Raw genomic sequence first — 15771 nt, 5'->3', positions numbered from 1 at the left:
TGACGACAAAGAGAAACCGGAGAAGAAACATTAATTTAGAGCCTGTTCCAATTTATGGATCAGTAATTTATAATGAAGCCGAGTGTCTGAAGAACCGGTCATCGCCTGGTTTTTCAACAGATTCAACGTCTTTTTCATTAAATCGTAATAGTAAGGAGCCACATCTGCGTTACCCATCTGAATATCCACGTAATAGCTGAATCCCTGCTTATCCGCCAGCCCCCTATTTCCCATCACCTGCCCGTAATATTTCAGACTTTTGGCCCTAACGCTCTCGGGAACTTCCACGATCATACGTACCCGGCCTTTTCCTCCCTTGGCATCTTTTTCCACGTTGGCACCCCCGATCACCTGACTCAAAAGAGCCAATTGCATTTTCTTTTCGACGTTAGACAAGGTTTTTCCTTGTTTGGTAGGCGTAAAAATAAAATCATACAAATCGTTTAAATAGTCTGAAGACGTGTATACCTGATTGGCAGGTGCCTTCTCCGCACAATAAGAGACAGCCCCCAATCGTCCTAAAATCCCGCTCATAATTTTATCTTCCAACTCCCTGGAAATATTTCCCATCAAAGGCATCTCTTTTTGAAAATCAGGATTCTCCAACCATCCGGCATCCTTTATCTGATTTAACAAAAATCTCAATGCCCGTTTTTGTTTCTCGCGCGGAACAAAAGCGTAATTCGGACGTTTATCTCCCTGATAACTTTCATTCAAATAAATTCCTCCGATATTGGCTGCCACATGATTCAGGTAACGTACATACTGGTATACGATCTCGTTATACATCCTTTCACGGAAAGAGTAATCCAAATCTTCCCCGGCCGTCCACTCGTTTAAATGAGCCAGTACATATTTAAGATTTTTCACACCGTAAGTCGCTGATTTGATTGCGTCGTCTCCCAAATCCTCCTCGAACGAACTCGGATCATAGTGTGCCCAAATTTGTTGTTTTCCATAACGATAAATCGGGTCTCCCGATTTATCGGAAATCCAACGTTCCAATGTCGGAAGCTCATCCTTAGCCGTTTGGGCATCCGGAAGAAACGTATACAACCATTTGATGGCATAATAATCATATAATCCCAAATTAGGGGGTGTCATCTTCACACCACGAGCAGCATCTCCCGGTTGAGCCACGTAATTGTTACGGGCATAATCCATAATAGAATAAGTCGTGCCGTACTTCCGCGTGAATGACGGGGAACGCAAAGAATCCGTCGGGATAGCCGCCGAAGCTGCCATGTTATGCATTAATCCTAAACAATGGCCTATCTCATGAGCAATCACGTAACGAATACAATCTCCAACTGTAGCGTCATCCAATTGTATCTTACGAACAGAAGGATCCGCCGGAGACGTCTGCAAGAAACGCCAATCCTGTACCAATTGGATGAGGTTATGATACACCGATACGTTAGCTTGCAGGATCTCTCCGCTTCTCGGATCTGTCCAAGAAGGCCCCATGGCGTTGGCAACAGAGGAAGGAGAATAACGTACACAAGAGTAATTCAGATTCTCCGGATCGAAATCGGGATCGTCTTTAGGAAAATCCTTGGCAATAATCGCATTTTTAAAACCGATCTTTTCGAAAGCCGCCTGCCACTCCTCGACACCAGCCTTTACATATTCCTTCCACGCCGCAGGGAAATTATCGTCCACATAGAAAACAATGGGTTTTATCGGTTCAACCAGCTCACCCCGTTTATAAGCCTCCACATCTTTCGGTTCCAAACGCCAACGATTGGCATCATAAACCACCTCTACTCCTCTCTCCTTATCACTATACAAATACTTACCTCCGAAGAATATTCCAATCCGGGGATCGGCTATCCGGGAACGCATCGGCTTTTCCGGCAACAAAAGGAATGTCCGGCTCATGGTTGCCGTGTAGGGCATTTTATAAAGCCAGTACCAGTTATCGGCATTAATACTCACGGTATAAGTAAAAGAGGTCTGCACGTTCACGTTATTTTCAAACGCACTGATTTTTCCGATCTGGGTATGTGCCTGCTGAAACTCTTTTTCCAATCTGGCATCTCTCCAATACTCCATTAAAATCGGCATCCATGGAGAAAAAGGATCCAACTTCTCATTTTCGTTAGTCAAAAAATCCGTCATATCGATGACCACGGCCGTACTATCCGGAGAATAGGCTTTTATTTCAAAATTCTTAATAACAGCCTGGATAGCACTCAACTCCACGTTTTGACGCATCCGTTCGTTATCCGTCGTATGCAAGGAGTTTGCCTCACGTAAGTTCAATAAAGAATCCGTACGAGTAAACACAACGTGAAGAGGTTCATGCGGTTTTTCTCCCACCGCCCCGAACAAACTACTCGAATTCTCGGCAATCGCAGATCCGATCAGCATCTCTTTACCCAACAAATTCAAAGGTACCTCAAAATAAACTTTACCGTCTATTTTATGAACCGTCATCAACCCTTTCGCACTCTCGTGAGCTTTATCTTTAAAAAGTTTGTCATAAGCCGATTCCTTCTTAGGTGCTTTTACCTCTTGCTCTACTTCCCCTTTCCCCTTCTTCCCTTTCTTTTTCTGAGCCTCTGCAAGGAATGGCATCAACAAAACAACTAACAGTATAATAATCGTGTTGTTTTTCATGATATATCTTTTTTAACTTTATTACTTATTGTTTATTTCTTAGACATGGCTTTACGAATCCGATACAACAAGTACTCGTAATGGGCTTTCGTATCGCCGCTACTGGAAAGAACAGCCCCTTGCAATAATTTTTGGATCCTTACCAACATGGAATAATATTCCGGAGCCGCATTGTATCCTTTCGCTGTTGCGACATAACCTTGATAACCGCTACGTTGCGACGGCAAATAATCGTTCCTCCACTTTTGCTCCATTCGATTGAATTCTCGCGTATCCGGTTTCCAGTAAACCAAGTTCTTCCCGGCCACAAAAGGGAATCTCTGTTGTTCCTTTTCAAAAGAAGCCGGAGATTCAGCAACAGCGGAAGAAGCCATAACCATACCAACAAAACTCCTCTGTAAAAATCGTTCATCCTCCGTCAACGCACGTTTTTTCAACGTTCCCTCCCAAATATAGGCATACAGGTCATCCAAAAATTCATCCGGAGTATAAGCATCGCCCGATTTTTCAGCACATAATTTCAGATCGCCGACCTTACCGAGTAAGCTACCGATAACGGCTAACTGCATCTCCCGAGAAGGAACTCTCGCGTACCCCAATCCGGTCTCTTTTGTATACTCTTTATCATCCATCCATCCGAACGTTTTAGACATATCCAAAACATACCGTACGATCTCTTGTTGACGCTCCTTGGGTACAACAGTAAAAGTCGGCATATCCTCGTCCGCAGTAACCTCATTCAGGTAGATTCCACCCACGTATCCCAATAAGTTATTCATTTCATTCGATAACAGATTGGAAAAAGAGGAATGAAGGGAAGTCCTTACACGCAAATCCTTATCATCATCTTTGAACCACTCTCTGAAATGTTTCATGGCATATTTAATATTGTTGATCTTGTATTCGAGAGATTTCATCGGATCGTCTCCCAAATCGCCCCTGTTCCGGCGAGGATCTCCCAACAAACGGTAGAAACTCCATATCATGGGACTATACCTATAATTGAGTTCTTTTTTAGCTTCGATAATCCACCGGTTTAAAACCTCTGTTTCATCCTGCGGTTTCACTGTCCCTTCTATTGGTTGGTACAACCATTTAACGGTAAAATAATCAAACTCGCCAATCCCCTTGGAAAACATACGGACGCCTTTTTCCATATCTCCGGGTTGTGCGATATAGTTACAAGCCACGAGATCCATAACGGAAGGCGTCAATCCGTGGGCCCGGGTAAATGTTGCGGAACGCAAAGAGTCTACCGGATAGACAGAAGAGGCCATGAAATTATCAGTAAATCCTAAACAGACACCCATCTCTCTAGCCACATCCGATTTAATCACATCTCCATAAACCTCCACCGGAATATGATTGTTACGGATTTGAGGGTTGACAGCCATCGTATTCATTTTCAATTCATAAGTAGGATCATATCCCACCGGGATAAGAATAGAAGCCGATATAATCTCTCCCGTACGCGGATCGCAATACCTCTGAGATTTTACATCATACATCTTAATCGGAGCATACAAAATGGTAGAATGACTCACGTCTGCCATATCGAAATCAGGATCACCCTTCGGACAATCTTTCACTTGAATCGCATTTTTAAAACCGATTTTCTCGAATGCAGCATTCCACTCCTTAACACCGGCTATCACGTAGGGCTTTATCGACTCCGGTATTAACGTATCGATATAAAAAACAATGGGTTTTTTAGGTTCCACCGTTTTTCCTTCCCGGTAAGCTTCCGGATCGGAAGGTTCCAAACGCCAGCGATTCGTGAAATATACCGATTTCACACCCTTCAGGGGAGATTCGAAACCGCTTTCCCGGTTATATTCCACATTTACGCGGTAATCCGCCAGACGAGGCAACATCTTCTCTTCCGGTAAAAGCATCAATATCCGATTGGCCTCGATAGATACCTTCATATCTTTTTCTATAAGGAACATACCGAAGAAGTAAATATCCACATCGTATCCCATCTCGCAAGTCACCGCAACATTTGTCGGATAAGCCTTTACCCCTTTCAAAAAATTACGATCTTCCTGAAATTTATGATCCCGTACGGCAAGACCAAAAAATGAATTTCCGGCATAGTCGGTAAAGGGTGTCGTATAAATACTGTGAGACATAAACAATGAGGTCATATCCACCACTACGGCACTGCTATCCGGAGTCCACGCTTCGATCTTGTAACTCCCGTATACTCCGGGCATGGCCGAACGATTAAAGGCTTCGTTGACACCTAAATCGTCCGTCATGTTTCTTAAAGGATTCATAAGCAGTATCCTGGCCTGAAGGACAGAATCCATACGGGTAAATTTCAAAGGTACTCCGGGACCGGAAAATTCTCCCACGGCACTCTCTCCGCAATCGCTGATTCTTTCCACGGAAGAGGTAAACAACATCTCCTTATTCAACAGGCGCACCGGAAATTCCACGTAAACCTTATCGCCGACCTTATGAAGGGTCATTAAACCGCGAGCCGTTTGAACCTGCTTACCATCGAACAATTTCTGATAGGCAGTCAACTCTTTCTTCTTTTTATCTTCTTTCTTCTTCCTTCGTTCCCCGGCAGAGGCATCACACACGCCAAACACAAGAGTAAAAAGAAACAATATGTATATGATCTTTTTCATAATTTTCTATTTTATATCTCAATCATTGAAAATATTATCCATCTGACGAACCATTAATTTATAGTATTGTTGCATCTCAGGAGTCCCTACGTTTTGTTTACCCTTAAAAGCGGAATACATTTTCCGTAACAAAGAGTAATTATCCGGTTCCATCGGAAAAGTTTTAAAGAGGAAGAAAGGATCTCCAAATCCGGAAACCTCTGCCGGGTGCTGCATATTCCGTTGTTCACCCCATGTTCTTCTGTTCGTGAAACGTCCCATCACATCCTCACCGATCTCCCCGTATTTCTCCCGGCTCAAAGCTCTCACGCTTTCCGGCACCCGTACAAACGGCGTTTTCAGATTCCACTCGAAAGGTTTCATCCCCATGTCTTTTTTCTGCGCACCGGATGCCTCCAGCAATGCCGCTAACAAACCTTTTTGCAGACTCTGTTCACCCTTCGTGAGTTTCTTCCCTTGCAAGGTCGGAGTCATTACAAAATCATACAGATCGTTCAAATACTCTTCTCTACTGAAAGGTTTCTTTTCGTCGGAAAAGGTTTGTGTCATCGCAACCTTATGGATAATCATAAGAAGACCGCGAAGTATGTCTTTTTGAAACTCTTCCGCAACTTCCCGTCCCAAAGGCAATCCCTTCCTATCATCCAACCAGGAAAGATCCCGGGTCTGCTCCAATACAAAACGCAAGGCATTCTTTTGTCTTTCCCGGGATACCACACCGTAAGCCGGGACCTTATCGTTTTCATATCTTTCGTTCAAATAAAGACCACCCAAATTACACATCACATGGTTCAAATAACGGGCAAACTGATAACGTGCTTCATTCAACATATTCTTACGGAACTTATAATCCTTATCCTCATCCTTTACCCATTTATCCATATGTTCCAACACATATTTTAAGTTTTTCACTCCATAAGTGGCGGACTTCACGGGATCATCCCCTAAATCTTCTTCCATGGCACGGGGATCGTAATACTCCCTGAATTGTTGTTTTCCGTAACGATAAACAGGATTGTCAGACCTCTCCGTAATAAACTGATCCAGAACGGGAATCTCTTCTCTGGCAGACCTTATATCCAGCAGGGGCTTATACAACCACTCGATAACATAATAATCATACAATCCCAAACGAGGGGGTGTCATTTTCACGCCACGAGCGGCATCTCCAGGCTGGGCCACATAGTTATTGCGGGCATAATCCATAATGGAATAGGTTGTTCCGTATTTCCGCGTGAACGACGGAGAACGCAAAGAGTCCGTCGGAATAGCCGCCGAAGCAGACATATTATGCATCAAACCCAACGTATGTCCGACCTCGTGAGCCAATACATAACGCAAACAGTCACCGAAATCCTTGTCATCCAACCGGATTTTTCTGACGGAGGGATCTGCGGCGGCAGTCTGTAAAAAACGCCAATCCTGAACCAGCTCCACCAAATTATGATACACGTACACGGAAGCATTTAAAATCTCTCCCGTACGAGGGTCCGTCCAGGAGGGTCCCATGGCATTCGCAACAATGGAAGGAGAGTAACGGATACATGAATATTTCAGGTTATCCGGATCAAAATCAGGATCGTTTGTCGGAAAATCTTCCGCACGCATTACATTCTTAAACCCTATTTTCTCAAAAGCGGCATTCCATTCGCATATACCTTCTTTGATGTATTTTTTCCACTGATCGGGAAAGGCATTATCCACGTAAAAAACAATCGGCTTCTTAGGTTCCACCAACTCGCCCCTCCGGTAAGCTTCCTCATCGGTAGGCTCCAATCTCCAACGGGTGGCATAATACAAAACATCTATCCCTTTTTTCGGATCTCCCATTTCATACATTCCCTGGTAGAATACGCCTATGCGCGGATCTGCATAACGGGGACGTGCGGGTATCTCCGGCAAAAGAATAAAATTACGGGTCATGATCTGCGTGACCGGTTTGTCCGAACAATAACGGAAATACGAAGTTTCAGCAGATAAACGGAATGCCAATTGGGATTGAACCGTTACATTATCCTCGAAAGCTTTTATCTTCAATACCTGAGACTCTTCCCGCATAAAATTCTTATTCAGAGGGCTCCCCCACATCATAGATAAGATCGGAGACCAGGGAGAAAAAGAGGGTAACGTCTCGTTATCGCTCAATAAAAAATCCGTCATATCGACAACAACTGCCGTACTATCCGGAGTATAAGCCTTAATTTCGAAATTTTTAATGACTGCCGGAATATTTCCCCGGTTCATACGATCCTTCAATGTTTCATTCTGAGTCATGTAAGTCGTCTGAATCAAACCCAAGCTGACCAAAGTCGAATCTTTCTGAGTAAAGGTTACCAACAAAGGATCTGAAGGGCGTTCTCCTATACTACCGAACATATTATCCGTGGTTCCCGAAATCGTGGATCCCAATAACATTTCCCGATTCATCAATTTCGTGGGAATTTCAAAATAGATCTTGCCGTCTACCTTATGCAAAGTAAGCAAGCCTTTCACCGTTTCGCAGGCCTTATCTCTGAATAGTTCCTCGTAACGGTTGTCTTTTCTTTCCGTTACTGCCTCTTTCGGATTCTCCTTTTTCTTCCGAGCATGCGCCATACAAGGCAGTAACAAAACAATTACCAATAAATATATTATTCTGCTTCTCATTTGTTCATTTATTTAAACATTTTACCCGTTAACTATTTCTTCTCTAAAGATTTCTTAATCTTATAGAGTAAGTAATCATAATGCTGTTTTGTCTCTCCCGAACTTTTTACGCTCGCCTTTTTCAATAAGTCTTGTACCTGCAAAACCATAGCATAAAATTCATGAGAAGTCGGGTAATCCGAAACACGAATCCACCAAGGCAGCCAATAAGCCCCTACTTCACGGACCGGACTTTCCATTTCGAATCTATTTTTATGAATAGGACTATTTCCTTTCATCCTTATCTCGTTTTTCAAACTGGTATTCCAGGCCAACCGATTTGTTGTAAATAACCTATCGCCTGAAGCTTGCAAGGTTGCAGCCGATTCGCCCAAAGTCGAATTCTTCAATGCCATCGCCAAATAAGAAGTTTGTAATTTCATCTCCTCTTTTGTCAAAGTACGATTCTTTAAAGTCCCTTCCCAAACGAATTGATAAATATCCTTTAAAAGTTCATTCGAGGTATACGCATTCGCAAACTTGGCTTCACATAGTTTCAAACGTCCCATTTTAGAATAGAGAAGACCAAAAACGGTACTATGCATAGCATCTACCATAGAACCGCGCCCCGGTCCCATTTGACGGATCAGATCCAGGTCCTCCAGCCAGGAAAGATCTTTAGAGAAATTTAATAAATAGTGAACCATCTTCCGTTGTTCTTCTTTCGGAAGCATTTCGTATTTCTTCACATCTTCATCCGCATTGGCCTCGATCATCCGGATTCCACCTATAAAATTGGATAATTGAACCAGTTGATTTCCACCTAAATTCGAACACAAACCTTCATAAATACCTGCCCGTTTCGACATATCTCTGTCATCTTCTTTATACCACTCGTAAAAATGAGCCAGCGCCCCTTTCATATTCTGAAGAAAATACTCGAACGCCTTAATCTGGTCGTCTCCCAAATCGGAAAGGAACACGGAAGGATCAAAAGCACCGTAATATTCAAACAAACGATAACGGCAATTCGGATTATTCCTGGACTCTTTGATCCAACGGTCCAAAGTAACCTTTTCGTCTTGAGGGGTCCGGGCTCCTTCTATCGGTTTATACAACCATTTAATAGCATATTCATCGTATTCGCCGATACCTTTATTCGTCATCCTTACCCCCTTCTCGACATCTTCCGGTTGAGCGATATAATTACTCGGAACGATATCCATAACGGAGGGACTCAACCCGTACTTTTGCGTAAACGAAGCCGAACGTAAAGAGTCGACAGGATAGACGGCGGAGGCCGCACAATTGTATATTAAACCGAGATTAAATCCCATGGTAGAAGCCATCTCCAAACGAATCATCTCCCCCAACTGCTCTTCGGTCAGCTTCGCCCGACGCACGGAAGGATCCGCATTCATCGTGGAAAGAACCCGTTCTCCGTACAAACCACCGATAAAATTATCAGGAATACAAATAGACATACTTAAAATTTCTCCCGTACGGGGATCCACCACCCTATGGTTCATTGCCATAAACCAATTGACGGGAACATAACGAATCACAGAATATTCAATATTAAGCGGATCAAAATCCGGATCGTCTTTTGGGAAGTCCCGAACCTCTATCACGTTTTTAAACCCGATTTTTTCAAAAGCACCGTTCCACTCTTCCAATCCCGCTTTGATGTATTTTTTCCATGCTTGAGGCATAATCGTATCCATATAAAATACAATCGGTTTCGTAGGTTCTACCAATTCGCCTCTTTTGTAAGCCTCCGGATCGGAAGGCTGAATCCGCCAACGACTGGTATAATACACCCTTTCCAATCCCTTCATAGGACTGGTAAAATCATTACTCATCACGTAATTCACACCGATACGGGAGTCCGAAAGGCGAGGCATCATGGGTTCTTCCGGCAATAACATCAATATTTTGTTACTAATTACCGAAATCTTCACGTCCTGTGCCAGATAACCACCGAAAAATCCCAAATAATCCACATCGTATCCCTGTTCGCATTTTACCACAATATTGCTGTCATAGGCTTTAATCCCTTTCAAATGCGTACGGTTCTCCTGCAACTTATGTCTCCGCCCGATAAAACCGAACATCGCATTCGGTGCATAGGGAGGAAACGGATTGGTATAAATGGAATGTTTCGTAAACAAAGGGGTCAATTCGATAACCACGGCCGAACTATCCGGAGTCCAGGCCTCAATTTTATACGTACCAAAGACTCCCGGTAAGGAGGATTGCTCCAAGGCTTTCTCTATAGCCGGATCTTTACTGCTATTGGAAGGAGCTACCGGTAAAAAATCCGTTTCAACAGCCATCCGTGCCTGAATAACGGAATCCCGACGGATAAAACGCAGGGTAAAACCTCCTCCGACAAATTCTCCCACGGAACCTTCGCCGTTATCGGTAATCTTGTCTATAGTGGAAGCCAATAACATATCTTTCTCCAACAAGCGAAGAGGAAATTCCACGTACACCTTTTTATCAACCTGGTGTACGGTCATCAATCCTTTCACGGTAGTTACTTTCTTATCTTTAAATAATTTCTGGTATGGAGTCAATTCCTCTACCTGCTCTTTATTTTTCTTCTCTTTTTTCTTTTTACGGTTACTCGCGTCGACTTCCATTGAAAACGCAAAAAGAAGAGCAAAAAGAGATATGACATATATAACTTTTCTCATAATTTCTACTTATTTTATTCACTTTATTTTTCGCATTCATCCGAAAAATCAAACTCTGCTGAATCTATTCGATGATTATCTGCCTAAAGCTTGTTCTACTTTATGAATCAGTAACTCGTAATGTTGCCGGGTCTCTTTTGAACCTGTATTCGCTCTGTCTTTCAATAAACTTAACGTTTGTTGCAAAGTCGACAAATAAAGAGGTTCCATTGAATAGTTCTCTATAGGCAGTTGTACCCAAAAACTGAATCCATTTATTCCCACCTGAGGAGTATCGAACCGATTCTGCAACTCATTTTTTACCATGAAACGATTCCGCAGCAATCCCGAATCATACTCCCCTGTAAATCCATAGGTATCTCTGCTCTTCGCAAGTATAGTTTCCGGAACGATGATCAGATTCTGATCCCGGAATCCTATGCCTCCACCGGATCCTAATTGAGTGCTTGTTGCTCCGGATCCCTTGATCAATTCCGACAACAACGCCATTTGAAGTTTCCGTTCCGCCCCGGTCAAATCTTTACCTGCTTTTGTCGGGGCAAAAACAAATTCATAAATATCATTGAAATACTCTTCAGGAGTATAGGGTTCAATCTCTTTCGTATACTTCGTCCCGAAAGCCACGATTCCAGTACGATTCAAAACGGCAGGCAATACGATATCCTGAATGGTCTGCGTAAAAGTCCCCATAATCGGCATCCCCGCCTGAAAATCCTTATCGTCAATCCATTCCATATCCCTTACTTGTTCGAGCATGAAACGAAGGGCTTGTTTTTGTCTCTCCTTCGCCACGATAGCAAAACTCGGACGCAGGTCTCCGTCATAACGTTCGTTCAAATACACTCCACCGATATTGGCCAATACATGATTCATGTAACGGATATATTGATACAACAACTCGTTGTACATATTTTGCCGGAAACTGAAATCCTTATCGTCGGCAGCCGTCCATTCATTCAAATGTTTTAGGATATACTTCAAATTTTGCACACCATAAGTAGCCGATTTAACCGGATCCTCACCCAAGTCTTCTTCGAAGGAACTCGGATCATAATGCGCTAAAATCTGTTGTTTCCCGTAACGATAAACAGGATCTCCCGATTTTTCAGAAATCCATCTGTCCAGTACAGGAACCTCTTCTTTTGAAGATCGAGCCGAGTATATAGGTGTATACAACCAATGGATCAGGTAATAATCGTAAAGTCCCAATACGGGAGGTGTCATCCGCACGCCGCGGGCGGCATCGCCCGGTTGAGCCACGTAATTGTTACGGGCGTAGTCCATAATAGAATAAGTCGTACCGTATTTTTGCGTGAATGACGGAGAACGCAAAGAGTCCGTCGGAATGGCAGCCGAAGCAGCCATGTTATGCATAAATCCCAAGGTATGCCCCACTTCGTGAGAGATAACATAACGGATGCAATCTCCCAATGTCTCTTCATCCATATCCACCTTTCTGACCGAAGGATCAGCTGCGGCCGTCTGCAAAAAACGCCAATCCTGAACTAACTGGATCAAATTATGGTAAACCGAAATGTTAGCCTGGATGATCTCGCCACTTCTCGGGTCTGTCCAAGAAGGTCCCATAGCATTAGCTATCGGCGAAGGAGAATAACGCACGCAGGAATACTTCAGATTGTCCGGATCGAAATTCGGATCGTCCGTCGGAAAATCTTTGGCTACAATAGCGTTTTTAAAACCGATCTTCTCGAAAGCAGCCTGCCACTCTTCCACTCCTTTTTTCACGTACTTTTTCCAGTTTTCAGGGAAAGCGTTATCCACATAAAAAACAATGGGTTTTATCGGTTCTACCAACTCTCCCCTCTCGTAAGCCTCCCTATCCTTAGGCTCTAATCTCCAACGAGTAGCATAATAATCGATTTGGGTCTGTTCTCCCTCGTCAAAAGCATATTTCCCTCCCACGAAAATACCGATACGAGGATCAGCCGGGCGAGGACGCATCGGAGTCTCCGGTAAAAGCAAAAAACTACGGGTCATAACGACTGAAAAAGGCATCTTGTATAAATAATAAAACCATCTGTCCCGCACACTCATCTCGTAAGTCAACAAAGACTGAACACTAAAATTATCTTCAAAAGATTTAACCTCACCGACACAGGATAGTTGATTTTTATACTGTTTTTCCATCTTCATATCCCGATTCATCATCAAGATCGGACTCCACGGAGTAAAAGGACTGAACTCCCCCTTATCGCTAAGCAGGAATCGCGTCATATCTATGATGACGGCAGAACTGTCAGGAGTATAAGCTTTAACTTCAAAACTCTCCATGGTTGCCGGCATACTTCCTTCGCTCATCAACTTTTTGTACCGCTCGGTATTGGTAGTCTGAATAGAATTAACCTCCCGTAAACTGACGGTGGCCGAATCATCCTTTACAAACACCACATGAAGCGGATCGAAAGGTTTCTCTCCCACACTACCGAATAAATTACTGGTGATCTCCGTGATCGTGGATCCCAGTAACATCTCTCTCCCCAATACCTGTAAAGGAATTTCAAAATAGACCTTATCGTCCATTTTGTGAATAGTAATCACTCCCTTTACCGTCTTGCACTTTTTATCCTTAAATAGCCGTTGGTAAGGAGTCTCTTTTTTAGTCTTTTTGTCTTTTTTACTACCTGCCATACCGATACAGGGCAATAAAAATGCAACGATCAGAAAAAAAATCGTCTTGTTCCTCATACTTTTTTGTTTAATAATTTTAACAGTTAATTCCAGTTCTATTACCAGAAAATCGATTCACATAACATACGCACACCCGATATTGAAATAGGGAAAGAGCGAAAGCTCTCTCCCTTCTATTTTTACCACTGATTACTACTTGTTCTTAATTTTCTTATAAACTGAATATCTCCGAAATCTTGAGGATAAAAATCAATGTAATCCTCTGTAACACCATTGATAAAAGCATCGGCTGCAATACCCATTTCACACAATTTCCCGTTCGACAAACCAATTCCCATGTACACGGCCCGACTCGATAGGTCAGTTACCTCAATACTTTTAATCGTGGCTCCTTTAAAGTCATAAAGCAATCTCGCGTTGGCTACACCACCCTCGTCTCCCGCAAACATATAACCATACAACTTATCATGCTGATCACCTCCCGAAAACAGGAAATATTGTTTCTCTCGAGGAGAAATTGCGAATACATTCTTTCCATCTAACAACTCGCTACTCGGGAAAACTTTTTCTATCAACGGAATTACTTCCCACAATCCGGTTTCCCAATCTCTATGATACTTGAATATCATATAGTAATATTTTCCATCCTTTCCCGGATTGTTATTTTTATACATAACGAAATATCTCAAGTCGTCCCCATCTTTATAACTACCGTAATAAAGCATCTCCACATCACCCATATTATTCATCATGGTAAACTCCTCGGACGGTGCCTGATACACCTGAGAAATCACACCGCCCTCAACAGCTCCGTCATAATATTCGAAACGATCCTGTAACATCAGGAAACGATTGTTTTTCTTATCGAATGTCAAACCAACCAACTCATCATAGCGATAAGAGGCAAACGGGCCGGCATCCATTCCTTTTTCGATAGCTACAGAAAAATCCGGGAATTTTCCGGTGAAATAAGCATCCGGATCATCTTTTCTTCTCAAATACACTTGTCCGTCATCGGTAAGCAGAATAGTTCCTTTCGGTTTATCGTAAGCCCTGGCAAAATTCACACCCTGCGGTAAACTTGCTCCCACAAATTCATCTGCCAAGGATATACTCTTTTGGAAAGTTGCACCGTCAACATAAACCGGTCCGATACCCCCCTCCTGCAAAATCAAAACCTGGCAAGGCGTCATAAAACCTCGCTCCACGAAGAAACACTCGAGATCCTTTATCTCTCCGCCCAATTCCAATCCCATATTTCGTTCCGCAAAAACATTTTCGATGGTATAAGGTACAACAACATACTCACCTGTTACCGGATCACGACGATGTTCGATATTGGCATAGTCGATCACGTAGTCGCCGTTCCGTTTAGTTACAATCATCCATCCGCCCGTCAAATCATCCGACCGAATGTACAACTGCAATCCTGCATTTGCATCATTGGAATATATACCGGACACGAATTCCAAACCGCTCACGCTATCCTGGATAATAAGATAACAGTCTCTCCCAGAAAACCATCCGGCCGTATCGGCAATCCACACCAACTCTCTCTCCCTGCTAACCACTTCACCAAACAAAACCCATTGAAAGCCCAAACGCACATTCTCTTCATCCAATGCAAATGTCAATTCGGGAGAGACTTTTACCGTAGAACCGATCGAGTATCCCCCTTCGGAATCGTAATCCGATTCATTCGTTATAAAACTCGTTATTTGAACTTCATTGATGGCCTTGTAATTATAATTCCCTTTATCTTCATAACAGCTATAAAGAGAAACAAAAAGGAATAAGGCTAATAATATTCTTATTTTCATATCATATCAATTTATAATTAACCCAAAACAGGAACTGTCATCTCTACATTTCCTTCATCCATAACCGGCTTACCCGTCTCATTCTTGATATTAATCAAATAATATTTGAACTTCAATGAATAATACCTCTTGTCACTTGCACTCATGTTCTCCATGCTGCTTATACCTGTCGCCTTGATAAACTCGGCATATTTAGTCTCCGTATATCTGCCCAAATAAGAAGAACTGATACGCTCGTCCCACCAGGTAGGTGTAATGGCCATCGAGGTAAAATTAACGATCAACCTCGTATTCGCAAGAGGACCGACATTAAAATCATCACTTGCAACAATCTTCAAAACCAAACGTACGCGTTTATTGTCCAAATTAGGAGTCTTGTTTAACGTAAGTACGAGGGTATCCTTATCCTTCCCGGCCTCCCAGACTTGATCATTGCTGAAACTATAGTCATTTGCAGCCGCAGTCGTCAAATCCTGATCTACTTCTATCCGATACTTGCAATTACCCGTAATCTCTTTCCCGGCATAACCGATCTCTATCTTTACCTCTCGACTGTTTGCCCCGGGATAAAAGAAAAACGATTCCACAATACTATCGGCGGAAGTATTGGAAAAATAAACGTACCGTTCCGCATCGTATGTATCCAATTTATCTTCACTACAGGAATAAAAAACGGAAAACAGTATTGTTAATATGAATATATATCTCATAATACTA

Annotated in this window: 7 protein-coding genes; all 7 read right to left on the bottom strand. The window is 42.8% G+C overall.

Annotated elements, in window-relative coordinates:
* Positions 1-30: 30 nt before the first annotated feature.
* Positions 31-2622 (bottom strand): zinc-dependent metalloprotease, encoded by a 2592-nt coding sequence (locus PGR74_RS08350; protein WP_041502036.1) that lies wholly within the window; start codon positions 2620-2622, stop codon positions 31-33.
* Between the two features lie 32 nt (positions 2623-2654).
* Entirely contained in the window at positions 2655-5261 is a 2607-nt protein-coding gene (locus PGR74_RS08345) for a zinc-dependent metalloprotease (protein ID WP_041502037.1), read from the bottom strand.
* A gap of 18 nt (positions 5262-5279) precedes the next feature.
* Positions 5280-7907: a zinc-dependent metalloprotease gene (locus PGR74_RS08340; protein ID WP_041505417.1), complete on the bottom strand. Its 2628-nt coding sequence runs from the start codon at positions 7905-7907 to the stop codon at positions 5280-5282.
* A gap of 32 nt (positions 7908-7939) precedes the next feature.
* A complete protein-coding gene (locus PGR74_RS08335) occupies positions 7940-10585 on the bottom strand; it encodes a zinc-dependent metalloprotease (protein ID WP_052649427.1) in 2646 nt (881 codons plus the stop codon).
* A 75-nt stretch (positions 10586-10660) separates the two neighbouring features.
* A complete protein-coding gene (locus PGR74_RS08330; RefSeq protein WP_110688624.1) occupies positions 10661-13291 on the bottom strand; it encodes a zinc-dependent metalloprotease in 2631 nt (876 codons plus the stop codon).
* A gap of 122 nt (positions 13292-13413) precedes the next feature.
* On the bottom strand, positions 13414-15054 hold the full coding sequence (locus PGR74_RS08325) for a PKD-like family lipoprotein (protein ID WP_270516909.1): 1641 nt from the start codon (positions 15052-15054) through the stop codon (positions 13414-13416).
* Between the two features lie 17 nt (positions 15055-15071).
* The gene (locus PGR74_RS08320) at positions 15072-15764 is read right to left on the bottom strand and encodes a DUF4843 domain-containing protein (RefSeq protein WP_160289122.1); all 693 of its coding nucleotides are present in this window, start codon (positions 15762-15764) and stop codon (positions 15072-15074) included.
* Between the last annotated feature and the right edge of the window lie 7 nt (positions 15765-15771).

It is taken from the genome of Sanguibacteroides sp. AM78-02pH3A (assembly GCF_027666085.1).
Lineage (GTDB): Bacteria > Bacteroidota > Bacteroidia > Bacteroidales > Marinifilaceae > Gabonibacter > Gabonibacter massiliensis.
The sequence above is the reverse complement of the archived record's forward strand: the minus strand, read 5'-3'. Positions and strand labels throughout refer to the sequence as shown.

Coding starts and splice junctions, on each gene's coding strand:
- PGR74_RS08325 (WP_270516909.1), bottom strand. CDS start 15,054: ATGAAAATAAGAATATTATTAGCCTTATTCCTTTTTGTTTCTCTTTAT.
- PGR74_RS08320 (WP_160289122.1), bottom strand. CDS start 15,764: ATGAGATATATATTCATATTAACAATACTGTTTTCCGTTTTTTATTCC.
- PGR74_RS08340 (WP_041505417.1), bottom strand. CDS start 7,907: ATGAGAAGCAGAATAATATATTTATTGGTAATTGTTTTGTTACTGCCT.
- PGR74_RS08345 (WP_041502037.1), bottom strand. CDS start 5,261: ATGAAAAAGATCATATACATATTGTTTCTTTTTACTCTTGTGTTTGGC.
- PGR74_RS08350 (WP_041502036.1), bottom strand. CDS start 2,622: ATGAAAAACAACACGATTATTATACTGTTAGTTGTTTTGTTGATGCCA.
- PGR74_RS08330 (WP_110688624.1), bottom strand. CDS start 13,291: ATGAGGAACAAGACGATTTTTTTTCTGATCGTTGCATTTTTATTGCCC.
- PGR74_RS08335 (WP_052649427.1), bottom strand. CDS start 10,585: ATGAGAAAAGTTATATATGTCATATCTCTTTTTGCTCTTCTTTTTGCG.